At 69.4% G+C, this 24,065-nt stretch carries 24 protein-coding genes; 19 read left to right on the top strand and 5 right to left on the bottom strand.

Annotation, left to right across the window (positions count from 1 at the left end):
• Nucleotides 1–15: 15 nt before the first annotated feature.
• From VGC47_09390 to VGC47_09380, 3 genes are read left to right on the top strand one after another with little or no spacing between them, the layout of a single operon-like run.
• Nucleotides 16–420 carry a VOC family protein gene (locus VGC47_09390; GenBank protein HEX9855515.1) on the top strand — a complete coding sequence of 135 codons (405 nt, stop codon included), beginning with the start codon at nt 16–18 and terminating at the stop codon, nt 418–420.
• A gap of 30 nt (nt 421–450) precedes the next feature.
• Entirely contained in the window at nt 451–1,089 is a 639-nt protein-coding gene (locus VGC47_09385) for an HAD hydrolase-like protein (protein ID HEX9855514.1), read from the top strand.
• Nucleotides 1,086–1,997, top strand: coding sequence for a GNAT family N-acetyltransferase (locus VGC47_09380; GenBank protein HEX9855513.1), 912 nt, complete (start codon nt 1,086–1,088; stop codon nt 1,995–1,997). Before VGC47_09385 ends, VGC47_09380 begins: the two co-directional genes overlap by 4 nt.
• Before the next feature lie 54 nt (nt 1,998–2,051).
• Here the strand turns inward: VGC47_09380 and VGC47_09375 are convergent, their stop codons facing one another.
• Genes VGC47_09375 through VGC47_09360 form a run of 4 tightly spaced genes read right to left on the bottom strand, consistent with a single transcriptional unit; the run spans nt 2,052 to nt 6,288 of the window.
• Nucleotides 2,052–2,537, bottom strand: coding sequence for a YajQ family cyclic di-GMP-binding protein (locus VGC47_09375; protein HEX9855512.1), 486 nt, complete (start codon nt 2,535–2,537; stop codon nt 2,052–2,054).
• Nucleotides 2,538–2,586: 49 nt separating this feature from the next.
• On the bottom strand, nt 2,587–3,108 hold the full coding sequence (locus VGC47_09370; GenBank protein ID HEX9855511.1) for an N-acetyltransferase: 522 nt from the start codon (nt 3,106–3,108) through the stop codon (nt 2,587–2,589).
• Entirely contained in the window at nt 3,105–4,094 is a 990-nt protein-coding gene (locus tag VGC47_09365) for an AAA family ATPase (protein ID HEX9855510.1), read from the bottom strand. Before VGC47_09365 ends, VGC47_09370 begins: the two co-directional genes overlap by 4 nt.
• Complete coding sequence (locus tag VGC47_09360) at nt 4,087–6,288, bottom strand: hypothetical protein (protein HEX9855509.1); 2,202 nt, start codon at nt 6,286–6,288, stop codon at nt 4,087–4,089. The genes VGC47_09365 and VGC47_09360 overlap by 8 nt, the downstream gene beginning before the upstream one ends.
• 66 nt (nt 6,289–6,354) lie before the next feature.
• Here VGC47_09360 and arfB point away from each other — a divergent pair, with 66 nt between their 5' ends.
• From arfB to dapB, 3 genes are read left to right on the top strand one after another with little or no spacing between them, the layout of a single operon-like run.
• Nucleotides 6,355–6,783 (top strand): alternative ribosome rescue aminoacyl-tRNA hydrolase ArfB, encoded by a 429-nt coding sequence (gene arfB / locus VGC47_09355; GenBank protein ID HEX9855508.1) that lies wholly within the window; start codon nt 6,355–6,357, stop codon nt 6,781–6,783.
• Nucleotides 6,784–6,834: 51 nt separating this feature from the next.
• Entirely contained in the window at nt 6,835–8,085 is a 1,251-nt protein-coding gene (locus tag VGC47_09350) for a pitrilysin family protein (protein ID HEX9855507.1), read from the top strand.
• Entirely contained in the window at nt 8,082–8,846 is a 765-nt protein-coding gene (gene dapB / locus VGC47_09345; GenBank protein ID HEX9855506.1) for a 4-hydroxy-tetrahydrodipicolinate reductase, read from the top strand. The genes VGC47_09350 and dapB overlap by 4 nt, the downstream gene beginning before the upstream one ends.
• Before the next feature lie 70 nt (nt 8,847–8,916).
• On the opposite strand, the gene trxA is transcribed toward dapB, so the two are convergent.
• Complete coding sequence (gene trxA / locus VGC47_09340; protein HEX9855505.1) at nt 8,917–9,759, bottom strand: thioredoxin; 843 nt, start codon at nt 9,757–9,759, stop codon at nt 8,917–8,919.
• A gap of 65 nt (nt 9,760–9,824) precedes the next feature.
• On the opposite strand from trxA, the gene dapA reads away from it, so the two are divergent.
• The 13 genes from dapA to VGC47_09275 all read left to right on the top strand — a co-directional run.
• Nucleotides 9,825–10,721, top strand: coding sequence for a 4-hydroxy-tetrahydrodipicolinate synthase (gene dapA / locus VGC47_09335; protein HEX9855504.1), 897 nt, complete (start codon nt 9,825–9,827; stop codon nt 10,719–10,721).
• Nucleotides 10,718–12,346 carry a ribonuclease J gene (locus VGC47_09330; GenBank protein HEX9855503.1) on the top strand — a complete coding sequence of 543 codons (1,629 nt, stop codon included), beginning with the start codon at nt 10,718–10,720 and terminating at the stop codon, nt 12,344–12,346. The genes dapA and VGC47_09330 overlap by 4 nt, the downstream gene beginning before the upstream one ends.
• A 193-nt stretch (nt 12,347–12,539) precedes the next feature.
• A complete protein-coding gene (locus VGC47_09325; protein HEX9855502.1) occupies nt 12,540–14,642 on the top strand; it encodes a DNA translocase FtsK 4TM domain-containing protein in 2,103 nt (700 codons plus the stop codon).
• A gap of 88 nt (nt 14,643–14,730) precedes the next feature.
• On the top strand, nt 14,731–16,536 hold the full coding sequence (locus VGC47_09320) for a chorismate-binding protein (protein ID HEX9855501.1): 1,806 nt from the start codon (nt 14,731–14,733) through the stop codon (nt 16,534–16,536).
• Nucleotides 16,537–16,597: 61 nt separating this feature from the next.
• Nucleotides 16,598–17,644 (top strand): pyruvate dehydrogenase (acetyl-transferring) E1 component subunit alpha, encoded by a 1,047-nt coding sequence (gene pdhA / locus VGC47_09315; GenBank protein ID HEX9855500.1) that lies wholly within the window; start codon nt 16,598–16,600, stop codon nt 17,642–17,644.
• Entirely contained in the window at nt 17,637–18,611 is a 975-nt protein-coding gene (locus VGC47_09310) for an alpha-ketoacid dehydrogenase subunit beta (protein ID HEX9855499.1), read from the top strand. The genes pdhA and VGC47_09310 overlap by 8 nt, the downstream gene beginning before the upstream one ends.
• 10 nt (nt 18,612–18,621) lie before the next feature.
• On the top strand, nt 18,622–19,362 hold the full coding sequence (locus tag VGC47_09305; GenBank protein ID HEX9855498.1) for a sulfite exporter TauE/SafE family protein: 741 nt from the start codon (nt 18,622–18,624) through the stop codon (nt 19,360–19,362).
• A 131-nt stretch (nt 19,363–19,493) separates the two neighbouring features.
• Complete coding sequence (locus tag VGC47_09300) at nt 19,494–19,775, top strand: hypothetical protein (protein HEX9855497.1); 282 nt, start codon at nt 19,494–19,496, stop codon at nt 19,773–19,775.
• Nucleotides 19,775–20,656, top strand: coding sequence for a histidinol-phosphatase (locus VGC47_09295; GenBank protein HEX9855496.1), 882 nt, complete (start codon nt 19,775–19,777; stop codon nt 20,654–20,656). Before VGC47_09300 ends, VGC47_09295 begins: the two co-directional genes overlap by 1 nt.
• Entirely contained in the window at nt 20,653–21,171 is a 519-nt protein-coding gene (locus VGC47_09290) for a flavin reductase family protein (GenBank protein HEX9855495.1), read from the top strand. The genes VGC47_09295 and VGC47_09290 overlap by 4 nt, the downstream gene beginning before the upstream one ends.
• 70 nt (nt 21,172–21,241) lie before the next feature.
• Nucleotides 21,242–21,415, top strand: coding sequence for a hypothetical protein (locus VGC47_09285; protein HEX9855494.1), 174 nt, complete (start codon nt 21,242–21,244; stop codon nt 21,413–21,415).
• Nucleotides 21,416–21,499: 84 nt separating this feature from the next.
• A complete protein-coding gene (rimO, locus tag VGC47_09280) occupies nt 21,500–22,834 on the top strand; it encodes a 30S ribosomal protein S12 methylthiotransferase RimO (GenBank protein HEX9855493.1) in 1,335 nt (444 codons plus the stop codon).
• On the top strand, nt 22,831–24,065 hold a 1,235-nt coding region (locus tag VGC47_09275), incomplete at its 3' end, for a competence/damage-inducible protein A (protein HEX9855492.1). The genes rimO and VGC47_09275, both read left to right, overlap by 4 nt.

Raw genomic sequence — 24,065 nt, 5'->3', positions numbered from 1 at the left:
GAGGAAAGGAGCGCATTGGACGTTCGATTCGTCGCAGGCTTCGCACCGATCGTCGAGGACCTCGGGGCCGCCAGACGGCTGTACGTGGCGGACCTCGGCCTCCCGCTCCAGGGGGACGACTACCCACAGACCGACGACCTCGAGGGCATCCGGCACTTCGGTGTTTGGACCCTGGAGGGGGCAGCGGTCGCCTGCTTCGGAAGGGAGGAGTGGCCGTCGGATCGGCCACAGCCCCAGGGGACGATCGAGTTCGAGCTCGCCTCTCCGGAGGCGGTCGCCGAGGGGGCGGTCGAGATGGAGGCGGCGGGGCACACCCTGCTGCATGGCGCCCGGGAGGAGCCGTGGGGTCAGACCGTGGCACGGGTGCAGTCTCCGGACGGGTTGCTCATCGGCCTGAGCTATGCCCCGTGGATGCATTGAGCCCGACCGGACGCCACTAGTTTCGGCGCGGTGCGCCACGTCGTGTGGGACTGGAACGGGACCCTCATCGACGACCTAGCGGTGGTCGTCGATTCGGTGAACGCGTCGATCTCCAGGTACGGGGCAGGACCGATAGACGCCGACGGTTATCGGGACCACTACCAGCGTCCCGTTCGCCGGTTCTACGACGTCCTCCTCGGCCGGCCCGTGTCCGATGACGAGTGGCGCGAGATCGACGTGTTCTTCCACGGAACGTACCGGGAGGCGTTGCACGCCGTCTCGCTCACCGCCGATGCCGTCATCGCCATGTCGGCGGTCCGGGAGGCGGGAGCGACGCAGTCACTCCTCTCGATGTGGTGGCACGAGGAGCTGATCCCGGCCGTGACCCGCCACGGTCTGTCCGGCTACTTCGTCCGCATCGACGGCAACACGCACGATGCAGGGGCAACGAAGGCCGAGCACCTCGCCGGCCACATCGAGAGCCTCGGGCTCGCCCCCCGACGGGTCGTGGTCATCGGTGACAGCCTCGACGATGCCGTCGCCGCCCGTGAGGTTGGCGTGTCGTGCGTGATGTACGACGGTGGCTCTCACCACCGCGCCCAGCTCGAGGCGAGCGGCTTTCCGGTCGCCGACTCGCTGGTCCTGGCCGTCGAGGTGGCGCTGGCATGAGGCCGGACCGGAGGCCCTTCGCAGGTCCCGACGACCTCTACCGGCTCCAGGCGTTCAACTCTGCGGCGATCTCGGCGGTCGGCCACGCCGGCTATCTCCATCCGGGCGACATCGCCCATCGTCTGTACAACGGGCAGCGCTGGTTCGACCCTGAGGAGGTCCTGTTCATCTACGAGGGACGAGGCGAGATCGCCGCCTGGGTGATGGTGTACCCGCGTCTCGCCTCGTTCGAGCTGCAGATCGCACCCGGCAGGCGCGAGCCGGCGTGGGAGCGCGAGCTGCTCGGCGAGGCGGAGGCGGAGGCCTGGGCCGCCATCGAGCGCCACGGGACCGGCAAGGACGAGCTGGTGATCGACGTCTTCGAGGGCGACGCGGCACGGGTGGCGGCGGTACGCGACCTCGGATGGGCCCAGGGCACCGACGGATACGTCCTCACCCGGGCGTCGCTCGATCCCCTTCCGCCGATCGAGCTCGAGCCCGGATACTCGATCCGCCCTGCCGGCGGCATCGTCGAGGCGGGCGAGATCGCCGAGCTCCATTCGGCCGGGTTCGGCTCGGAATGGACCGCGGAGATGTATCGCAAGGTGATGCTCTCGTCCGGCTACGACCCGACGCGGGAGCTGCTCGTCGTCGCGCCGGACGGCTCCTTCGCCGGGTTCTGTGTGCTGTGGTTCGACAGGGCGACGGGGCTCGGCCTCTTCGAGCCGCTGGCGACCCATCCCGATCATCGCCGCATCGGGGTCGGCAGGGCGCTGCTGGCGGCAGGCATGCACGAGATGAAGGACGCCCGGCTCGATACGGCGACCGTGATGTACGAGGAGGCCAACCCCGGCTCGAGCGCCCTCTACCGCAGCCTCGGATTCATGCCCACGTGGAGGATCCTCGACTGGCACAAGGCGAGGGACTGATTCCGTTCTTGCGTCCCGGCGTCGCATCCATGCGACAGCGGGACGCCGGAACGGTCAATCCCGGTAGTTCGTGTACTGGAGCGGGAGGCGGTAGTCGAGCCCCTTGAGCAGCGCGATGACCTCCTGCAGGTCGTCCCGCTTCTTGCCCTGGACCCGCAGCTGGTCGCCCTGGATCTGCACCTGGACCTTGAGCTTGCTGTCCCTGATGGCTTTCGACAACTCCTTGGCGGCGTCCTGGGCGATGCCCTCGTTGAGGGTGAACTCGGTGCGCACCCGACCTCTCGCCGCAGGCTTCACGTCGCCGCCGGCGAGTGACTTGAGCGACACCTTGCGTCTGACGAGCTTCTCCTTGAGGACGTCGACGGCCGCGTCGAGGCGACCCTCGGCGGACGACTCGAGGACGATCTCGCCGTCCTTCAGCTCGACGCTGGTGCCCGTGCCCTTGAAGTCGTAACGCTGCACGATCTCGCGAGCCGCCTGGTCGACGGCGTTGCGTACTTCCTGCATGTCGACCTCTGAGACGACGTCGAATGACGGCATGCCCCGGATGGTAGGTGACGGCGCCCGCAGTTCGGGCACCCCGAGACGCTCACAGCTCGTCGAATGGCGGCGGGAAGCGCACCGGGCCGGCGAACGGGTGGTAGGCGTGCAGCGGGAGCGCCTGGAGGTTGTCGCCCCACTCGGGGTGCGGGGCGATGATGCCGATGGCCGCTGCCGGTACGAAACCGAACCGGGGGTAGTAGTCCGTCGATCCGAGCAGCACGATGAGCGGCTCGCCGATGTGGTCGGCCACTTCGATCGTCGCTTCCATGAGGGCCGACCCGACACCGGCGCCTTGATGGCTCGGGAGCACGCCGATCGGCCCGAGCACCAGGGCCGGATCGCCCTCGACGTGGGCGCGGGTCGTCACCACGTGTCCGACGACGGCGTCATCGACGACGGCGACCATGGAGAGCTCCGGGATCCAGGCAGCCGAGCGGCGCAACCCGTCGACGAGACCGACCTCGGGGGGTTCATCCGCAGGCGCTTCCCGACTGCGGAAGGCCTCGGCGTGGACGTGCCGGATCGCCGGCTCATCGCCCTGCCGCTCGGGGCGGATCGTGACCGTCACCCGAACGGTTTCGCTTTGGGCCCGGTCCTGACGACTGCCGCCCATACGGTCTCGTAGTGGTCGCGGTCGAAGGCGTCGACGTGGGGGAGAACGAACTCCTCCCAGGCACGTCGCAGCGGGTCCCCTGCCTCCCCGAACATGCGTAAGCCCGCCGGTACCCGGTCCAATACCGTTCGCAGGCTCATCGGTGTCTCGACTCTGGTCCTGGCGTCCGCCGAGGTGAACGAGGCGTTCACCTCGCCGGCCAGCCGGGAGATCAGCTCGGCGTACTGGTTCAACAGCTCCGGGTGACGCCGCTGGAGCATGACCAGCAGTTGCTCCTCCGTCGGGAAGCCCTTCTCCCAGATGACCCACCGGTCGGCGAAGGCCTTGTTGAGCGTCTGGGTGCCGGCGTAGTCGCGCAAGTCGGTCGGGTTGAGCGTCCCGAAGATCCGGACCTCCGGCCGCAGCTTGATCATCTCGCCCGTCGGCAGCTCGAGTGCCTGGTGGCGGTCGAGGAGGCCGTGGAGCGCGAAGAGGGTCTCCGCCCCAGCCGCGTTGAGCTCGGAGAGGTTGATGAGGGCGGGGCCGCGCAACGCCCTGGTGATGTCTCCGTCCTCCCAGCGCGACTCGGTGCCACCCTTGCCGTCTCCGTAGAGCTTCACCGAGCCGATGAGCGTGATGTCCCGGACCTCGCCGGTCAACGGTATGCGGTAGTGGGGCATCTTCAGCAGGGCGGCGAACTGCTCGAGGTCGTGGTCCTTGCCGGTTCCCATGTGGCCGCGCAGCGCCAGGTGGAGCGGCGTATCGTCGAAATGGCTCCGCCGAACCTCCTCGAGCTGGGCCAGTCGATACAGCATGCCGAGGTCGACGTAGTACGGATCGGGCTCCGGGATGTGCTCGATCCGGAGGGCGCGATCGGGAAGGGCGTCCGCCAGCTCGGTGGCCTCGAGCTCGATCGTCCTGCCTTCCCCGGTCGGATCTTCGAACTTCACCGTCTCAGGCATGCATACTCCTTGGTTGGTCGTTGAGGACTCGCTCGGAGGAGTGGGCCCACCAGGTGTTCCCTCCCATCACCGCGATCGTCTTGTAGAGGGTCGAGCGAACGCCGTCGACCATGGCCCGGGCCAGCTCGTCCGGCCGCTCGACGACCTGGTTCCTGGCGTAGGCGGCCTGCACGGTCTCGTCGCCGATCCCGATGCCGAGCACCACCGCACCGCCGGCCTCGACCGCTTCGACGGAGGCGGCGAGTGCCTGGACGGAGCCGCGGGTCATCCCGTCTGCCAGCACGACGAGGATCCTGGTGGCCGCCTGGCGGGCGGCCAGCCGTTTGCCGGCGTACGCCACGTTGAACTCGTCGACGTTGGCCGCCTTGTCGAACATGGAGATGGGAGGGGCGTCGATCGGGGAGACGCGCACCTGCCTCGATGCCTCCTGCGGCTTGGCGGCCGTCCAGAACAGGCCGGCCATCACGTCCTCCGCCGACCGCCACCTCATGTCGAACGGCTTGACGAGGTAGTGGTTGACGGTCCTCGTGAGCCGCTCGGCGGCCCCGCCCTGGGTGCGCCTCAGGCCTCCGGTCGCCTTGGCGCGTCGCTCGACGAACGAGGTCTCCGTGTCGTCTCCCGTCGCCGGGAACGAGCGGTTGAAGAGGGCTACCTCGAAGTCGATCTGCAGCTCGCTGCACAGCTGCGCCAGCGTCCACGCCCCGAGCGTGGCGGCCGCCAGAGCCCACGGCGTCCGCCGGCCGCCGCCGATCGCCCGAGGCTGCAGCATGCTCGCCGAACCATCGACGAGGAGGCTCACGCCATAACTCCGCCTCGTCGGCAGGTCACGCCGCTCGAACATGCGCTCGTAGAGCCCGGCACCGAGCAGCAGTGCGGCGTGAGGCGACAGGTCGCCGGCGTCGAAGCCCGACCGGAGGCCGCGGCGCTGGTTGGCGAGGAACAGCGGGTACAACTGGCCCGAGACCCTCCGCTGGGCGACCTCCCATTGCCGAGCGGCGTCGATGAGCAGCGCCCTCCCATCGGTCCCGAACGTGCGGAACCGGTCGGGGAAGCCGGAGACGACGAGCTTGCCGCGCTGACCCGTCGGGAGGTACACGGTGGGAGCCTGCGACACCCGCACCAGCTGGTCGGTTGCGGGGTCGCCCGCCTGGTCGACCTCGCCCTTGTGGCCGTGCTCGGCGGAGACCGCCATCGCCGCCTGCCTCGTCTGGTCGTACGAGTCCATGTCGCGCAGGGGAGGGGTGACGATCCGCACGGCGTCCATGCTCTCCGAGATCGCCGCTTCGTCCGACTCGAGCTTGGCGCGCTGCGTCGTCCTGTTGTCCGAGGCGCCGACCTCGGTCACGAGCCCGTGCCGTTTGGCGATCGCCAGGAGGTCGAGGCTCAGGGTGCCGACCTCCCAGGGGTCCTCCGCCTCGGCGACGTCGTCGAAGAGGTCGGCCGCCTCACCGATGGCTGCGGTCACGTGCGGGGCCAGCCGGCGTTCGAGCTCGCCGCGTTCGAAGTAACCGCCGACGAGCAGGAACGCTCCCAGGGCGAACTGGCCGAGCGGCCTCGCCTGGCGCATCGCATCTGGGACGGCGGCCCGGTAGAGGTCGGAGAGCACGGACCGGGCTCCCGGGTACAGCGAGAAGAACTTCAACTCCTGGCGGGCATCCTCCAGGCCGAGGAACACGGCGATGGCGGGAGGCCCCCCGGCCTCATCGAGCGCCGCCAGCAGGCTGACCGGCTGGTCGTGGTCGACGTCATCCGCGATTTCGTCGGGAGGCTCGATGTCGGATTCGTCGTCGTCCGCGAACAGGAGATGGGGAGCCTCGATGGGACGGACCTCTGCGTCGAGGCGCGGCCTGTCTTCCGGGAGCCAGCTCTTCGGTATCGGCCGCTTCTCGTCGAAGTCGGTCGCCATGAGGTGCACGACCTCGTGGAGGGCGGACGTCAGCGCCACCTCCGTCGGCGTCACCGGTGCCGACCTGGCATAGGCCGCCTGGAAGACGCCCGGGTCGATCACGATGTCGTCGCCCGTCGCAGAAGCCTGCGAGCCGAGGCGCACGTTGAGGTCCGGGTTGCCCGCCAGCGACCGCGCGAAGCGCGTCACCGCCGGGGCGACACGCTGGTAGCGGGCGACGACGGCCTCGATGACCCGCTCCTCGGGAGGGAGCACCTCGCGCAGCACTGACTGACTCTCGGTACGCATGAACCGTTCATTGTCTCATACAGGTCGAGGCGATCCAGCCGGTCTACCGGCCGATACGCTGGCGTCGTGGACGACCTCCGTGTGGCGCCCGGCATCACGATCGCCGCCGACGAGCTCATGTGGCGCTTCGGTCCGACGGGTGGTCCCGGTGGGCAGCACGCCAACCGGTCGAACACGAGGGCCGAGCTCGGTTACGACGTGGCGGGCTCGGCGGCACTCACCGAGACCGAGCGTGCCAGGGTCGTCGAGAGCCTCGGGGACCGCCTCGTCGACGGGGTCGTCTGGGTCTCGGCCGACGAGTCGCGCTCGCAATGGCGCAATCGCCAGGCGGCGCGACGCCGATTGGCCGGCTTGCTCTTCGACGCCATCCGCCCGCCTGCCGCGCCGAGGATGCGGACTGAGCCGAGCCGGGCGGCGAAGCGGAGGAGGATCGAGCGAAAGCGACGGCGTGGCGACCTGAAACGCTCCCGGCGGCCTCCCGAGACCGACGAGTGAGCGGGCGGCCGCTGCGAGCCTCACAGTCGGCGCCACCTATCATCTCCCACCATGCACTACGACCTCACGACGCTGCCGAACGGGCTGCGCGTCATCTCCCAGGACATGCCCTCCCTCCACTCGGTGACGATCGGCATCTGGGTCGACACCGGCAGCCGCGACGAGGAGCCGATCGAGGCGGGGACGAGTCATTTCCTGGAGCACCTCCTCTTCAAGGGCTCCGAGACGATGTCGGCGCACCAGATCTCAGAGGCGTTCGATGCCGTCGGGGCCAGGCACAACGCCTTCACCTCGAAGGAGTACACCTGCTATTGGGCGAAGCTGCGAGACGCCGACCTCCCACTCGCCGTCGACATCCTCTCCGAGATGGTGCTGCGTCCGGCGTTCCGGCAAGAAGAGATCGACTCGGAGAGGCACGTCGTCCTCGAGGAGATCAACATGAACGAGGACGACCCGACCGACGTCGCCCACGAGATGTTCGTGACGGCGCTGTGGGATGGGCATCCGCTCGCTCCTCCGATTCTCGGCACGAAGGAGTCGATCACGGGAATGAGCCGGGACACCATCTCGGGCTACTGGGCGCGCCGCTATTCGCCGAGGTCGTCCGTGGTGGCCGTGGCGGGCAGGATCGACCACGACGACATCGTCGAGCAGATCGGTGAGCGCCTCGGCGAGTGGCGGGGCCCGGCTCTCGACCGGCACGAGGTCGAACCGCGCGTCGAGGCGAAGGTGGGGCTGCGGAACAAGGACACCGAACAGGCCCACCTCGTGCTCGGGACCGCGGCGCTCTCCCGAGGCGACGATCGGCGCTGGGCGCACAACCTCGTCGACCACATCCTCGGCGGCGGCATGTCCTCCCGGCTCTTTCGCGAGATCCGCGAGCAGCGCGGCCTGGCGTATGCCGTCCACAGCTTCCGCATGCCGTTCGCCGAGACCGGCGCCGCCGCCATCTACGTCGGCACGACGCCCCGCCAGACCGCAGAGGTGATGAAGCTCGTGCGAGGTGAGCTCGACAAGCTGATGGCGGACGGGGTGAGCGACGACGAGCTGGAGCGCGCCAAGGGCAACGTGCAGGGCAGCCTGGCGCTTTCGCTGGAGGATTCGAACAGCCGCATGACGCGGCTCGGCCGCAACGAGCTCACCGGCATCGAGAACCTCTCCGTCGAAGAGGTTGTCGCCCGGATCGATGCGGTCACCGCAGACGAGATCCTCGAGCTGTCGCGGGAGGTCTACGCCGGCCCGCACGTCCTCGGCGCCGTCGGGCCGTTCGAGCCGGACGAGCTCGACGAGTTCGTGCGGTGACCCGAGTCGCCGTCTCAGGGGCGGGAGGCCGGATGGGTCGCCTCGTCGCCGAGAGGATCGCGTCGGCCGGCGACCTCGATCTGGTCGCCTGCTTCGACCCCGGCTGCCCCGGGGTAATCAGCGGCGGGCTGGCCGCCTCGGACGACCCGGAAGCGGTTTCCACCGCCGACGTCGTCGTCGAGTTCACCCATCCCGGGGTCGTCATGGACAACCTGTCGGCGTGGCGGGCCGCCGGTCTGCACGCCGTCGTCGGAACCTCGGGATTCGACGAGGCGCGTCTCTCAGATCTGACCCGCCTGTGGGGCGACGGGCCGCCGAACTGCTTCGTGGCGCCCAACTTCTCCATCGGCGCGGTCGTGATGATGCGGCTCAGTGAAGTCGCCGCGCCGCATTTCGCGGCAGCCGAGATCATCGAGCTGCACCACGACGGCAAGGCGGACGCCCCTTCCGGCACCGCACTGGCCACGGCGCGCCGCATCGGCGCCGCCAAGCCCGACCAGCAGCGCCAGGTCGAGTCGGCGGAGACTGCCGCCGGGGCACGGGGCGCCACGGTCGCCGGTGTCAGCGTCCACTCGGTGCGGCTCCCAGGGCTCGTCGCCCACCAGGAGGTCGTGTTCGGTGCGGTCGGCGAGACCGTCACCATCCGTCACGACACCACGGACAGGGCGGCGTTCATGCCGGGGGTGCTCCTGGCGATCCGGTCGGTTGCCGACCTCCCAGACCCGGTCACCGTCGGCCTCGAGCGCCTCCTCGGGATCTAGGTCGCCGGGTCGCCGTCCGTTCTGGCGTCCGGCCGTCGCATTGGTGCGACGCAGGGACGCAGGAACGGATTCAAAAGAGGGCGTTGGCGAGCTGCCTGCGGTACGTCGCGGTGAGTGGGTGCTCGTCGCCGAGGACGCCGAACACGTCGAGCATGGCCTGGCGGGCGTCGTCCCTGAGGTCGCCTTTCGCCCGCACGACCCAGAGGAGATGATCGAGTGCGGGCTCGAACTCGCCGCGGCCGGCGAGCGCCTTGGCAAGCTCGAGCCGGGCGGTGTGGTCCTCCGGGTCGGCTTCGATCCTCGCCTCGAGGGGGGTGAGGTCCTCGTCGGAGCGAGCTTCGGCGAGGCGGGCGGCCGCCTGGAGGCGTTCGACGTCCGGCGTCGGGGCGAGCTTCCCGAGGACGATGAGGGCCTCGGCGGGCTCGTTGCGTGCCAGCAGCAGGCTGGCGAGGCCGGTGCCCGCCTCGGGATGGTCCGGCTGCTCGTCGAGGACCTCGCGGAGCAGCTTCTCCGCAGTCCAAGCGTCACCGGACAGGGCGTGATCGCGGGCGGTGTCGACCTTGGTGTCGAGCTCGGTGGGCAGGATCTGCGCCAGCCATGCCTCGAGCGACTGCTCGGGGATGGCCCCGGTGAAGCTCGCCACCGGCTGGCCGCCCTTGAAGGCGATCACCGTCGGGATTCCCTGCACGCCGAACTGGGCGGCGAGCTGCGGGCTCTGGTCGGCATCCACCTTGACGAGCTGGAAGGCCCCGCCGTGGCGCTCGGCCGCCTGCTCCAGGATGGGGCTGAGCACCTTGCACGGCCCGCACCACTCCGCCCAGAAATCGACGACGACCGGGAGCTCGTGGCTCCGTTGCAGCACGGCCTGCGGGAACTCTTCCGTCGTGATGTCGATGACGTTGCGGCGGTCCAAATTCTGCTCCGACGTGGCGGCGGTACACCAGGATAGTGGCCGGCATCTTTGCTACCGTCCGTGTCATGGATGCTCGACCAACCCCCCCATTCGGAGAAGTGCTCACGGCGATGATCACGCCGTTCGATTCCGAGGGGGCGGTCGACTACGGGACCTTCTGGCGGCTGGCCCGCCACCTCGTCTCCAACGGCTCGGACGGCATCGTCGTCACCGGCACCACCGGCGAGGCGCCGACGCTCACCAGCATCGAGAAGATCGCCCTCTACAAGGCCGCCGTCGATGCCGTCGGCGACCGCGCCTCGGTGATCGCCGGGACCGGCACGTACGCCACCAAGGAGTCCGTCGAGTTGACGGAGCAGGCTGCCGAGGTCGGTGTCGACGGGATCCTGGCGGTCACGCCCTACTACTCGAAGCCTCCCCAGGAGGGGCTCCGTCGCCACTTCACGGCGATCGCCGACGCCACCGACCTTCCCGTGATGCTCTACAACATCCCCAGCCGGACGGCTCGGCTCATCGAGGTCGAAACCCTCAGCGCGCTCGCCGAGCATCCCAACATCGTCGCGGTGAAGGACGCCGTCGAGGACCTCGAGCACACCAGGGCCGCCATCGCCGCTCTCCCGGAAGGCTTCGCGGTGTACGCCGGATCCGACCACATGACGAAGGCGATCGTCGAGGCCGGAGGCGTCGGGGTGGTCTCGGTGGCGTCCCACCTCGTCGGTCCACAGATCAGGCGGCTCGTCGCCGCTGCCAGGGACGGCGATCACGGCCAGGCAGGCAAGATCCACGACGCCCTGGTGCCGCTCTTCGACGCCCTGTTCGTCGAACCGAGCCCGATGCCTGTCAAGGCGGCCCTCGACGTCCTGTGGGATCCGGTCGGCGTACCTCGCCTACCGCTCGTCGCCGCATCCGAGGCGACGCTCGAGCTCATCGAGAGTGCCTTGGAGGCGGCCCAGGCCGTATGACGGTCAAGGTCGGGTTCCTCGGCGGTCTCGGCGAGATCGGCCGCAATTGCGCAGTCGTCGAGGTCGACGGGAGGCTGGCGCTTCTCGACTGCGGGCTCATGTTCCCCGAGGAGGACATGCTCGGGGTCGACCTCGTGCTCCCGGACTTCAGCTCCGTCGTCGACAGGGCGGGCGACGTCGAGTGCGTCGTGCTGACCCACGGCCACGAGGATCACGTCGGCTCGTTGGCCTACTTCCTCCGCGAGGTGAACGTCCCGGTGTACGGCACCGCCCTGGCCGTGGAGCTCGCCCGGCCGAGGATCGAGGAGCTCGGCGTCGAGCCGAACCTGGTGGCGGTGGAGCCTCGGCAGTGGATCGAGGCGGGTCCGATCAAGTTCACGCTCATCTCGGTCGCCCACAGTGTCCCCCAGGCGACCGGGGTCGCCTTCGACACGCCGGAGGGGATCATCCTCCATTCGGGGGACTTCAAGCTCGACCCGACGCCGATAGACGGCATCACCACCGATCTGGCGACGTTCGCCGGTTTCGGCAGGAGGGGTGTCCGCCTGTTTCTCGTCGACTCGACGAACGCCGAACGTCCCGGGTTCGTGCCGTCCGAGTCGACCCTCGGGCGCGAGCTCTCCGCCCTGACGAGCAGGGCGGAGGGGAGAGTCATCCTCGCCTGCTTCGCCAGCCACATCCATCGGGTCCAGCAGGCGATCGATGCCGTTGTCGGGTCGGGCCGCAAGTTCACCTTCCTCGGGCGATCGATGCTGCGCAACACCGAGGTCGCCAGGTCCCTCGGGCTCCTCGTCTACTCGGACGCCGACTCCATGCCCCTCGACGCCCTCGGCGAGTTGCCCCCGGAGAAGACCGCGGTGATCTGCACCGGCAGCCAGGGCGAGCCGTTCGCGGCCCTCTCGCTGATGGCGTCGGGGGAGCATCGCGACGTGAAGCTCGAGGAGAAGGACACGGTCATCATCTCGGCCACGCCGATCCCCGGGAACGAGACGAAGGTCGGCAGGGTGATCAACAACCTCGTGCGGACCGGCGTCAGCGTCTACCACGGTCGCAACGCCAACGTGCACGTCTCGGGCCACGCCGCCCAGGAGGAGCTGAAGACGCTGATGAACATCGTCGCTCCCCGGGCGCTCGTGCCGGTGCACGGCGAGCACCGCCACCTGTTCGCCAACGCCGCCCTGGCGCGCCAGGTCGGCATCGGCGAGGTCGTCGTCTGCAACGACGGTGACGTCGTCGTTCTGGACAATGGGGAGCTGCGAGTCGAGCGGGGCGCCATCCCGGCCGGTTACGTGTACCTCGACGGCGCCGGCGTCGGCGACGTCGAGACGGTTCTGCGCGACCGGCGCCACCTGGCGGACGACGGCGTGCTCATCGTCTCGATGGGGGTGGACATGGCGAGCGGGCAGATCGTCTTCGGCCCGGACGTCGACAGCCACGGCGTCACGGACGACACGGACGAGATCCACAAGGAGGTCGTCCAACGGGTCACGGAGTCGGTCGACAGCCTCGAGCGCCCCCTCGATCCGGACACTCTGCGCCGCAGGATCCGCAGCGTCGCCGGCCGGGCCGTGAAGAGCACCCTCGACCGGAGACCGGTCGTCGTCCCGGTGCTGATCGAGGTGTGACCCCGCCCGGCCGGGCGCTCTCGCCGCCTGGTTGCTTTGTGGTCGCGCGGTGCTGGTGTATCGTCGGCGTCCCATGCCATCACGGACTTCGTCCCGTGGGGGCTCGGGGCGGAGAAGGGTCAGGAAAACCAAGGCCGCCCGCTGGTCGCCTCGTCGTGCGCTGACGGCGCTGCGAGCCAGGGTGCGGGACCGGATGGGCCACCAGGCGGACGACGTCTGGGGCCTGGCCCTCATCGTCGTCGCCCTCCTCGTCGGCCTGGCGTTCTTCGACCTGGCGGGACCGGTGGGCACATGGCTCACGATGGGGCTTGCATTCCTCTTCGGCATCTGGGCGTACTTCATCCCGTTCTGCCTGATCGTGATCGGCCTGGCCCTCGTCGGGAGTCTCCCCCGCAAGGACTACGGGCGGATCTCGATCGCGGTGCTGGCGCTGTTCATGTCGTCGCTGGCTCTCTTCCATCTCCTCACGGGGACGATCTCCCTGGCGGAGTCCCTCGAGGACGTCATGGCGCGCGGGGGCGTCGTCGGCTCGCTCATGTCCTTCCCGCTTCGCCGGCTCATCGGATTCTGGGGGGCGCTCACGGTGCTCGTCGCCGTCATCGGCCTGGGGGCCCTCATCATGACGAGGGCTTCGCTGCGGGACGTCGCCAGGACGATCTGGAGCGCCGTGCGGGGCGCCGTCGCCTTCCTGCGGTCGTTCCAGGACGTGAGGGAGGTGCACGTCGATCCTCCCATGGCGGGCGACGTCGAGGTCACTCGGCCGCGGCGCTCGACCGGCCCTGCCGGGCCGGAACCGGCGGCAACCAGGCCGAAGCAGCAGAAGCGGCCGGCGATCAAGCCCCCGACGACGGGTGACTACGTGTTGCCTCCCCTGGAGCTGCTCAACCTCTCGGACAGGCACGCCCACAACCGCAAGGCGCTCGAGCAGATGGCGATCGAGCTCGAGGAGTCCCTCCACCAGCACGGGGTGGACGCCAGGCTGACCCGCATCGTGCCCGGACCGACCGTCACCCGGTACGAGATCGAGCTGGCACCCGGGGTCAAGGTGTCCCGGGTCACCGGGCTCTCCCACGACATCGCCTACGCCTTGGCCTCGCCGGACGTCCGCATCCTCGCCCCGATCCCCGGCAAGAGCGCCATCGGCATCGAGGTCCCCAACCGGCGCCGCGACCTCGTGACCCTCGGCGACATCCTGACGAGCGGCGAGGCCGCCGCCGATCTCGACCCGATGTCCGTGGCGCTCGGCAAGGACATCAGCGGCACCTCCCGGCTGCTGACGTTGACGGACCTGCCCCACGTGCTCATCGCCGGTGCCACGGGAGCCGGCAAGTCGTCGTGCATCAACGCCATCGTCACGTCCTTGCTCATGCGGGCCACCCCGGACGAGGTGCGCCTCGTCCTCGTGGACCCGAAGCGAGTCGAGCTCGGCCAGTACAACGGCGTGCCCCACCTCATGACGCGGGTCATCACGAACCCCAAGAAGGCTGCCGATGCGCTGCAGTGGGCGGTCCAGGAGATGGATCGCCGCTACGAGCTGCTCGCCGACGCCGGCGTCCGTGACATCACCAGCTACCGGGAGAAGTACGACGCCGGCGGCGTCGACGAGGAGATGTTCGATCGCTTCCCGTACATCGTCGTGATCGTCGACGAGCTCAACGACCTGATGATGGTGGCAGGGAGGGCGGTCGAGGATTCGATCGTCAGGATCGCCCAGATGGCGAGGGCGGTGGGGATCCATCTCGTGCTCGCCACCCAGCGGCCCTCGGTGAACGTCATCACCGGCGTCATCAAGGCCAACATCCCTTCGCGGCTCGCCTTCTCCGTGACGTCGCAGACCGACAGCCGCGTCATCCTCGACTCGTCGGGCGCCGAGAAGCTGGTCGGCCTCGGCGACATGCTCGTGGCGACCGCTCGCGAGCCGAAGCCGGAGCGCATCCAGGGTGCCTTCGTGTCCGAGGCCGAGGTCCACGCCGTCGTCGAGTGGGTGAAGCAACAGCAGAACACCAGGTACGAGGAGAAGCAGGTGTTCGAGGTCGCCGAGAGGCGGGCAGCCGTCGAGGAGGAGTTCGAAGGCGAGGACCCCGACATCATCCGCGAGGCGATCGAGCTGATCGTTCGCAGCCAGCTCGGATCCACCTCGATGTTGCAGCGCAAGCTCCGGATCGGGTTCGCCAGGGCCGGTCGGGTCATGGACATCCTGGAGAACAAGGGGATCGTCGGCCCTTCCGAGGGGTCGAAGGCCCGTGAGGTGTTGATCACGGCCGACGAGCTCCATGACGTGCTGACGTCGGCGTAGCGCTCCGGGTCTCATCTCAGGTCGGGCGAGCGGGCGCCGGAGGCACAAACCTCCCCCATCGGGGTGCCTGATCGGTACCGTTCGTGAGATGTTCCCCCGCGCTCGGTTCGACGACCACTCGGCGTCGCACGAGCACGCATTCGCACTCACGGGACTGCAGGACACCGTCGTCGCCGGCCGCCTCGACGAGGTCCTGCCCGCCCTGCGGCGCGTCGAGGAGGCGAGCCGTGCCGGGATGTGGGCGTGCGGGTTCGTCGCCTACGAGGCGGCCGGGGCGTTCGATGCCGGCCTGGCAACCGTCGACCGCCAACCGGGCGATCCGTTCGCCGAACTGCCACTCGTGTGGTTCGCCATCTTCGAGCAGCGCGAGCCGTTCGAGCCCTTGGCGCCCCGACCGGGCGGACCACCGCGTTACAACATGTCGGCGTGGCGGCCGGACGTGACCCGGGACGAGTACTACGAGGCGATCGCCCGGATCAAGCAACACCTGGTAGACGGCGACACGAACCAGGTCAACCACACGTTCCGGCTCCGAGCCGCCTTCGCCGGAGACCCGGACGAGCTGTACCGGGACATCGCGCTCGCCCAACGCGGCGCCTACTCGGGCAACTTCGACCTGGGGCGCTACCGGGTGCTCAGCGCCTCTCCCGAGTGCTTCTTCCGGGTCGAGGACGGGACGATCCGGACGAGACCGATGAAAGGGACGATCAGGCGGGGCCGGTGGCCCGGTGAGGACGACGAGATGGCGAGGCGCCTCGCCGAGTCGGACAAGGACATGGCCGAGAACCTGATGATCGTCGACCTGCTCCGCAGCGATCTCGGGAGGATCGCCCGGACCGGAACCGTGCGCGCCGACGAACTGTTCGCCATCGAGCGCTTCGAGACCCTGTGGCAGATGACCTCGGGCGTGTCTGCCGAGCTCGACGCCGATGCCTCTCTCGTCGACGTGTTCGGTGCGCTGTTCCCGAGCGCATCGGTGACGGGAACGCCGAAGCGGCGGACGATGGAGATCATCACCTCCCTCGAGGGATCGCCCCGCGGCGTGTACGCCGGCGCCTTCGGCTACATCGCGCCGATGGCGGACGGCGGCGTCGACGCCGAGTTCAACGTGGCGATCCGCACCGTGACGATCGACCTCGAGGAGGGCGTCGCCGAGTACGGCGTCGGCGGCGGCATCACATGGGGCTCGACGGCCGGCTCCGAGTACGAGGAGGCGAAGCTCAAGGCCAGGCTTCTCGTCGAGCGGCGCCCCGAGTTCGATCTCCTCGAGACGATGCGGTGGACGGAGCGCGACGGGTTCGTGCTCATCGACCGGCACATGGCACGCCTGGCGGCGACTGCCCGGTACTTCGGGTTCGCCATCGACCCGGACCTCGTCCTCGAGGTCCTCGAGAAGGAGCTGGACGGTGCGACCGGGGAGCAGTACGTGAGGATGACGCTGGCGCGAGGGGGAGAGCTGTTCGTCGAGAGACCCTCCCCCCTTCTCGAGCCGTTCTGCTCGGAGCCGCCTGGTGCAGCGACACTCCACGTGGCGGTCGCCGAGAGGCCGATCCACTCCGAGAGCGTCTTCCTGTTCCACAAGACGACGAACCGGAAGGCTTACGACATCCGGGCGGCCGAGCACCCGATCGCCGACGACGTGATCCTCGTCAACGAGCGGGGCGAGATCACCGAGCTGACGACCGCCAGCCTCATGGTGGAGATCGGCGGCGAGTGGTGGACTCCCGGGCTCGACTCGGGATGCCTGCCGGGCGTCTACCGGGACGAGCTGCTGGAAGAAGGGGTGTGCCGGGAGCGGGCGATCTCACGCCGCGACCTCGCCGACGCAGGACGCCTGGCGGCCGTCAACTCGGTGAGAGGCTGGCGCAAGGTGGAGCTCCTCGGGCCACCTTGACCCGCCGGGGCCCCGCCGCCTCCCCGATGCCGCAGCAGGCACGACCGCTACGCTTCCGCCGATGTCCGCGCCGCTCCTGTCCATCCTCGACGCCTCCGGTGTCGCCGGCGTGGAGGCGCCGCTCGACGTGGCGGCAACGCGTCTGCTCTACGCCAAGATGGTCGCAGCCAGGGCATACGACAGGAAGGCCTCGGCCATGCAGCGGCAGGGGCGGCTCGCCACATACGCCCCGTTCGAAGGCCAGGAGGCGTCCCAGATCGGCGGGGTTGCCGCACTCGAGCCGAGGGACTGGCTGGTGGCGACCTATCGGGACGCCGCCGCCATGTGGATGCACGGCTACCCGTGGAAGGCGCTGATCCTCGGCCGCACCGGTGACGAGCGAGGCGGCATGGCGCCGGAGGGCGTCAACGTCATGCCGGCTTCGATCACCGTCGGCGGCCACATGATCCATGCGGTCGGGATCGCTTGGGCGCAGGTGCTCAAGGGATCGGACGCGGTGGCGCTGACGTACTTCGGGGACGGGGCGACGTCGGAGGGAGACTTCCACGAGGCGATGAACTTCGCCGGCGTCTTCCGGGTGCCGGTGGTCTTCCTCTGCCAGAACAACGGCTGGGCGATCTCGATGCCGTTCGAGCGGCAGACCGCATCGGAGACGATCGCCCAGAAAGCGGACGCCTACGGCATGGTCGGGGTGCGGGTCGATGGCAACGACCTCTTCGCGGTCTTCTCCGCCACTCGCGACGCCGTCGCCAGAGCGAGGGGAGGGGGAGGGCCGACGCTCATCGAAGCGGTCACCTACCGCGTCGGCCCCCACACCACGGCCGACGACCCGGGGCGATACCGCACCCAGGAGGTCGCCGACGAGTGGCGCTCGTCGAGAGACCCGCTGGAGCGGGTTCGCCTCTGGCTCGAAGCCAACGACGCCTGGGACGCCGACTGGCAGGAAGGGCTCGAAGCAGCCGAGTCAGAAGCCGTGGAGCGGGCGGTCGAGGAGGCGGAGGCGCTCGCCGCCCTCGGGCCTGCCGAGATCTTCGGCGCAATGTACGCAGAGCCGACCGGCCCGCTGCTCGACCAGCTGGCGATGCTCGAGAGGGACTCGAGTGCCTGAGCGGTCGATGATCGAGGCGATCAACGAGGCACTCGACATCGCCCTCGAGGACCCGGCCGTCGTGCTGCTCGGCGAGGATGTCGGCGCCACCGGGGGCGTCTTCCGGGTGAGCGACGGGCTGCAGCAGAAACACGGCGCCGACCGGGTCATCGACACGCCTGTTGCGGAATCCGGGATCATCGGCGCCGCCTACGGGATGGCGATCGCCGGGATGCGGCCCATTGCCGAGATGCAGTTCATGGGGTTCTCGTACCCCGGGTACGACCAGGTCATCAGCCATGTGGCCCGGATCCGCAACCGCTCCCGACACCGCTTCACCGCCCCGATGGTCATCAGGATCACGTACGGAGCCGGCATCGGCGCCGCCGAGCATCACAGCGAGTCCGCCGAGACCATCTACGCCCACATCCCGGGTCTCAAGGTCGTCGTACCCTCGACGGCGGGCGACGCCAAGGGCTTGCTCCTGGCGGCTGTCGACGATCCGGACCCCGTCGTCTTCCTCGAGCCGATCCGGCTCTACAGGGCGGTCAAGGACGACGTCCCGGAAGGCCGCTACACGGTCCCGATCGGAGTCGCCAGGGTGGCCCGTGAGGGTGGCGATGTCACGCTCGTCGCTTACGGGTCGATGATGAAGGACAGCCTGATCGCCGCCGAGAAGCTGGCCGCCGAGGGGATCGAGGCGGCCGTCGTCGACGTGCGATCGATCGTTCCCCTCGATATCGACACGATCGTCGGATCGGTGCGAGCAACGGGCAGAGCTGTGGTCGTCCAGGAGGCGCCACGCACCGCTGGGTACGCCGCCGAGATCGTCGCCCAGATCCAGGAGCGGGCCATGTACTCACTCGAGGCGCCGATCGAGCGCGTCACCGGTTGGGACATCGTGGTTCCGCTCCGCAGGGCCGAGCACCTCTACGTTCCGTCCCCGGAGCGCATCGTGTCGGCCGCCAAGCGGACGCTCACGGCGTAGGCGGTCTGTCGTGTCGGTCGCGGAAGCCCTCCTCCTCGTCGTCGGCGGCATGGCGAGCGGCTTCATCAACACCCTGGCGGGCGGGGGCTCGGTCGTGACGATCCCCATCCTCAACGAGCTGGTGGGGATCTCGACCGCCAACGGCACGAACCGCATCGCCATCCTCCTCGCCAACGTCGGAGCTGTCGCCGGGTTCCACAGGGGCGGCAAGGTGCCATGGGCCAAGGTGGCGCCCATCCTGCCGGTGACGGTCGCCGGGGCCGCGGTCGGATCGTGGACGGCGACCCTCGTCTCGGCAGAGGCGCTGCGGAGGGTGTTCGCCCTCGTCCTGCTGATGGTTGCGCTCTCCGTCCTGGCCAAACCGTCGCGATGGATGGAAGAGCGTCAATCCCGCCTGCCCACTTGGGTGCAGTCGGGGATCTTCCTGGTGATCGGCTTCTACGGCGGTTTCCTCCAGGTCGGAGTGGGCTTCATGCTGCTCGGCGCCCTCGTCCTCGGCGCAGGGCTCGACCTCGTCTCCGGAAACGCCGCCAAGGTGCTCGTGATCGCGGTCTACACGCCGGTGACGCTCGTCCTCTTCGCCAGCGCCGCCCAGGTGGACTGGGCCGTCGGCGGGGTGCTCGCCATCGGCCAGGTGAGCGGGGCATACGTCGCCTCCCAGCTCGCCATCGCGAGAGGCGCGGCCTGGATCCGATGGGTCCTCGTCGGAGCGGCGGTCGTCGCCGCCGTCAGGCTGGCGGTCTTCGGATGAGGGTCACCGGTGTGTATGCCGCGCCGGGCCATGACACGGTCGCCGAGCAGCTGCCACTCGCTCATGACCGGAGTATGCGCCGACCGTCCCCGGTACGATTGCCCCATGCTCACCCTCGACGGATCCCAGCCGTGACGCTCGACGGCCAGAAGCAACGCAACGCACTGACGGGGGCCGAGCAGGCGCTCCGTGCGCTGGCAGCGGGGCAGTCCGACCGAGCCCGCAAGAACGCCGACAAGGCGATGGATCTCGACCAACTCGGCCTGTTCGGCGGATTCCCCGAAGCGGTCGGTGCGGCCGCAGACGAGATCGACGGCTCGGGGGCCGTGTCGCCGGAGGCTTGGAACAGGATCGGGGAGGTCGTCGGGCCCGGTCCGCTGCGGTTCCTCATCGAGGAGCTCCGAGGCGCCTAGTGGGGGACTACCACGTCCATCTCCACCGGCACGGCCCGTACGCCGGTGCCGGGCCCCGACCAGGCGAGTATCCCGACGGTCTCATCGAGTCGTACGTCGACACGGCGCTCACCCGTGGCGCCGACGAGGTCGGATTCACGGAGCATCTCTACCGGTGTGTCGAGGCCGCCCCGGTGCTCGGGCCGTTCTGGGAGGCCGCCCCGACGATCGACCTGGCCCGGCAAGCCGAGAAGTTCTTCCTCGACGACCTGCAGCTCTCGCTCGAGCGGTACGTGCAGACGGTCACGGAGGCGCGCGATCGCGGGCTCCCCGTGCTCCTCGGGCTCGAGGTGGACTACTTCCCGGACACGATCGACGCCGTCGTCGACCTGCTGGCCCCGTATCCGTGGGACTTCCTGATCGGGTCCACCCACTGGGTGAGAGGGTGGTCCGTCGACCACGGCGGCGCCCAGTGGGAGTTCGGACGTCGCGGCGTGCGCCAGGCGTACGAGGACTACTTCGAGATCGAGGTGATGCTCGCCGAGTCGGGGACGGTCGATGCGCTGGCACACGTCGACGTCGTCAAGAAGCACGGCCACGTCCTCCCCGACCCTCCGCTCGACCTCTACGAGAAGGTGGTGGCGGCTGCGGCCGCCTCGGGCACCGCCGTCGAGGTGTCGAGCGCCGGGCTGCGCCAGCCGGTCTCCGAGATCTACCCGCATCCCCGGTTCCTCGCCATGTTCGCTGCGGCGGGGGTGCCGATCACGCTTGCGAGCGATGCCCACCGGCCGGAGGACTGCGCCCTCGAACGCGATCTCCTCATCCGGGAGGCGCTCGCCGCCGGACACACCCACCGGGTCCGCTTCCGGAGGCGCACGAGGGAGCTCGTGCCGCTGCGATGACCGGAGGGATCCACGACGAGAACCCGTTCAAGGCCCCGGGGGACGAACGAGACCCGGTGCGGCGATTCCGCGGCAGGCTGGCGGCGCCGGTCACGATCGTCACCGCCGGCGACGCCGACGAGCGGACCGGCCTGACGGTGTCCTCGCTGGTTGTCGCCGAGGGAGCACCCTCGCTGGTCTACGTCCTCGTCGGCCCCACCACCGACCTGTGGCTCGCCATCCAGGAGTTCGGCAGGTTCATCGTCCACGTCTGCCGGGTCGGCGACGAGGTGGTGAGCGACGTGTTCGCCGGGCTCCGACCCAGCCCCGGAGGGATGTTCGCCGGTCTCGACGTCGACCAGACCGACCACGGACCTCTGCTCACGTCGTTGGCGACCCGGGCGTACTGCACGCTGCGGCGCGGGGTCGAGGAGTCATACTCGGTGCTCGTATCCGGCGAGATCGACCGCGTCGACCTCGTCGATTCCACCGATCCGCTCCTGTACTACCGGGGCCGGTACACGAGACGGGCCTGAGCTTTGCGGCGTTTGATCGGCCGTCTCACCGGGTAGTTCCTCGCATCCCCCACCCAAGAGGAGGCAGGGAATGTTGAGACAGAAACTGGTGACCGGGCTCGTGGTCACGTCGCTGGCTCTCGGCCTGGCGGCGTGCACCGACGACGACGACCCGGCCACGGGCGACGACACCACCACGACCGTCCTCGACGGCATCACGACGACGACGCTTCCGCTCGAGACGACCACGACGGTCGGCGGCTGACGGTCCCTGCGAACCCTGAGGGCCCGCCCCGCGGCGGGCCCTCAGGCGCGTCCCGGGGAGAGGGTGGCCGTAGACTGCCCCGCCATGACCTCCCACTCCGGGGCGTCTGCCCCGACGCTGTGGCTGACGACGCTCGGCTGCTCCAAGAACCAGGTGGACTCCGACAAGGTTTCCTCGATGCTGGCCGACGCCGGTTACCTCGACGCCGACACCCCCGCCGACGCCGATGTCGTCATGGTGAACACGTGCGCCTTCATCGAGGCGGCCCGCCGGGAGTCGATCGACACGATCCTGGAGCTGGCCGACGCCAAGCGGACCGACGCCAAGCTGGTCGTCATCGGCTGCATGGCGCAGCGGTACGAGACGGAGCTCGCCGAGGCACTACCCGAGGCGGACGCCGTCATCGGCCTGAGTCGCTACGGGGAGCTGGTCGGGACCCTCGACCAGCTCACCTCGTGGACGCCGCTGCAGATCCGGCCCACACCTGCCGCGCGGATGGACATCCTCTACCAGACGCGGCGCCCGACCCCGGCGACCCCGTACGCCTACGTCAAGATCGCGGAGGGTTGCGACAAGGCGTGCACGTTCTGCGCCATTCCTCTGTTCCGCGGCAAGCAGCGCTCCCGGCCCCCGGTGAACATCCGCGACGAGATGGCGGAGCTGGTGGGTCACGGGGTGCGGGAGGTCGTGCTCGTCGCCCAGGACTTGGCGGCCTTCGGCCGGGACATCGATGCCCCAGGTGGCATCGTCGAGCTCCTGCGGTTCGTGACCGACATCGCAGGCCTCGAGCGGGTGCGGCTCTACTACCTGTACCCCCGTGAGATCCGTGATGCGCTGATCGAAGAGATGGCGGCCAACCCCGTGATCGCCGACTACTTCGACTTGTCTCTCCAGCATGTGTCGTCTCGCCTGCTCAGGGCCATGAAGCGTCCCGGCGACATCGATCGCCACCTCGACCTCGTGGCGCGGATCCGTCACCGGGCTCCGGAGGCGGCGCTCAGGTCGAGCTTCATCGTCGGGTTCCCGGGTGAGACGGACGACGACGTCGCCGAGCTCGCCGGGTTCCTCGAGGCAGCTCGCCTCGACTGGGCGGGCTTCTTCCCCTACTCGGCGGAGGAGGGGACGCCGGCAGCCGGGCTGGAAGGCCGGCTGCCCGAGTCGGAGAAGGCAGAGCGGCTGCGACACCTGCAGTCGATCCAGGACGACATCACGGCGGTGCGCAACCAGGAGCAGGTCGGGAGGGTCGTGCGGCTCCTCGTCGACCAGGTCGAGGATGGCCGGAGCGTCGCCCGTTCGTACCGGGAGGCGCCGGAGATCGACGGGGTGGTCCTCCTCGACGAGGGGGCGCCCGGTGAATGGCTCGATGCCGAGATTGTCGGGGCATACGGGACGGACCTCGTGGGGTCGGTGCGCCGGTGATCGTCGAGGTGCTCGCCGTCGGCACCGAGATGCTGCTCGGCCAGATCGTCAACACGAACGCCGCCGAGATCGGCGGCCGCCTGGCGGACGCCGGGCTCGATCACCATCACCAGTCCGTCGTGGGCGACAACCTCGACCGCATCGTCGCCGCCATCCGCCACGCCGCCACCCGGGCCGATGTCCTCATCGTCACCGGTGGGATCGGCCCGACACAGGACGACCTCACCCGCGAGGCGATCGCGGCGGCTGCGGGCGTCGGCTTGGTGTTCGACGAGGCATACGCCGCCGAGCTCGAGGAGAGGTTTGCCCAGCGGGGCCGCCAGATGCCGGAGTCGAACCTCCGTCAGGCGCACCGCCCGCAGGGCGCCGACGTGATCCCGAACCCGCGGGGCACCGCTCCGGGCCTCCGCACGAAGGTCGGCCGCATGTGGGTGTTCGCGGTGCCCGGAGTACCCGCCGAGATGTTGCCGATGGTGGACGAGCACATCGTCCCGTTCCTTTGTGGATTGGAGGACCTCGGACCGTCCGTCGTTCTCAGCCGCTTCATCAGGACCTGGGGAGAGTCCGAGTCGCGGATCGGCGAGGTGCTCGCCGACCTCTACGAGGCGAGCGATAACCCGACGCTGGCCTTCCTGGCAAGTGCGGCGGAGATCAAGATCCGACTCACGGCGAAGGCCGCAACCAGGAATGAGGCCCTCGACCTGATCGCGCCGGTCGAGGAGCAGGTCCGCGCCCGGCTCGGGTCGCGTGTCTTCGGGGCCGACGAGGAGACGGTCGAGCGCATCCTCTTCGACCTGCTCGACAAGCGGGGTTGGACGATCGCCACCGCCGAGTCCGCCACCGGAGGGATGATCGCCGCCCGGCTCACGGCCGTGCCCGGCGCCTCCGCCTACTTCAGGGGTTCGGTCGTCGCATACGACGTCGACGTGAAGCGCACGGTGCTCGATGTCCCGGACGTGACGATCGACGAGTTCGGCGTGGTCAGCGAGGAGGTGGCCCTGGCGATGGCGCAGGGAGGCGCCGGCCGCCTCGGCGCCGACGTCGTCATCGCGGTGACCGGGTCGGCGGGACCGGACGAGCAGGAGCGGCCGGTCGGCACCATGATCGTCGCGGTCCGCACACCCGACGGAGCGGCCGCCAGGACCCTGCGGATGCCGGGGGACCGGGAACGGGTGCGGACGTACACGACGACGGCTGCGCTCCACCTCGCCCGGCTCGCCGTTCAGGGTGC

This window comes from Acidimicrobiia bacterium (genome assembly GCA_036396535.1).
Classification (GTDB): Bacteria; Actinomycetota; Acidimicrobiia; order Spongiisociales; family UBA5794; genus DASWKR01.
The sequence above is the reverse complement of the archived record's forward strand: the minus strand, read 5'-3'. Positions and strand labels throughout refer to the sequence as shown.

What these genes read in the sequence shown, in the direction of transcription:
- VGC47_09325 (HEX9855502.1), top strand. Translation starts at nt 12,540, where the DNA reads ATGGGCCACCAGGCGGACGACGTCTGGGGCCTGGCCCTCATCGTCGTC.
- rimO (HEX9855493.1), top strand. Translation starts at nt 21,500, where the DNA reads ATGACCTCCCACTCCGGGGCGTCTGCCCCGACGCTGTGGCTGACGACG.
- VGC47_09360 (HEX9855509.1), bottom strand. Translation starts at nt 6,288, where the DNA reads ATGCGTACCGAGAGTCAGTCAGTGCTGCGCGAGGTGCTCCCTCCCGAG.
- VGC47_09365 (HEX9855510.1), bottom strand. Translation starts at nt 4,094, where the DNA reads ATGCCTGAGACGGTGAAGTTCGAAGATCCGACCGGGGAAGGCAGGACG.
- VGC47_09380 (HEX9855513.1), top strand. Translation starts at nt 1,086, where the DNA reads ATGAGGCCGGACCGGAGGCCCTTCGCAGGTCCCGACGACCTCTACCGG.
- pdhA (HEX9855500.1), top strand. Translation starts at nt 16,598, where the DNA reads ATGTCCGCGCCGCTCCTGTCCATCCTCGACGCCTCCGGTGTCGCCGGC.
- VGC47_09375 (HEX9855512.1), bottom strand. Translation starts at nt 2,537, where the DNA reads ATGCCGTCATTCGACGTCGTCTCAGAGGTCGACATGCAGGAAGTACGC.
- VGC47_09320 (HEX9855501.1), top strand. Translation starts at nt 14,731, where the DNA reads ATGTTCCCCCGCGCTCGGTTCGACGACCACTCGGCGTCGCACGAGCAC.
- VGC47_09330 (HEX9855503.1), top strand. Translation starts at nt 10,718, where the DNA reads ATGACGGTCAAGGTCGGGTTCCTCGGCGGTCTCGGCGAGATCGGCCGC.
- dapA (HEX9855504.1), top strand. Translation starts at nt 9,825, where the DNA reads ATGGATGCTCGACCAACCCCCCCATTCGGAGAAGTGCTCACGGCGATG.
- VGC47_09290 (HEX9855495.1), top strand. Translation starts at nt 20,653, where the DNA reads ATGACCGGAGGGATCCACGACGAGAACCCGTTCAAGGCCCCGGGGGAC.
- VGC47_09350 (HEX9855507.1), top strand. Translation starts at nt 6,835, where the DNA reads ATGCACTACGACCTCACGACGCTGCCGAACGGGCTGCGCGTCATCTCC.
- VGC47_09285 (HEX9855494.1), top strand. Translation starts at nt 21,242, where the DNA reads ATGTTGAGACAGAAACTGGTGACCGGGCTCGTGGTCACGTCGCTGGCT.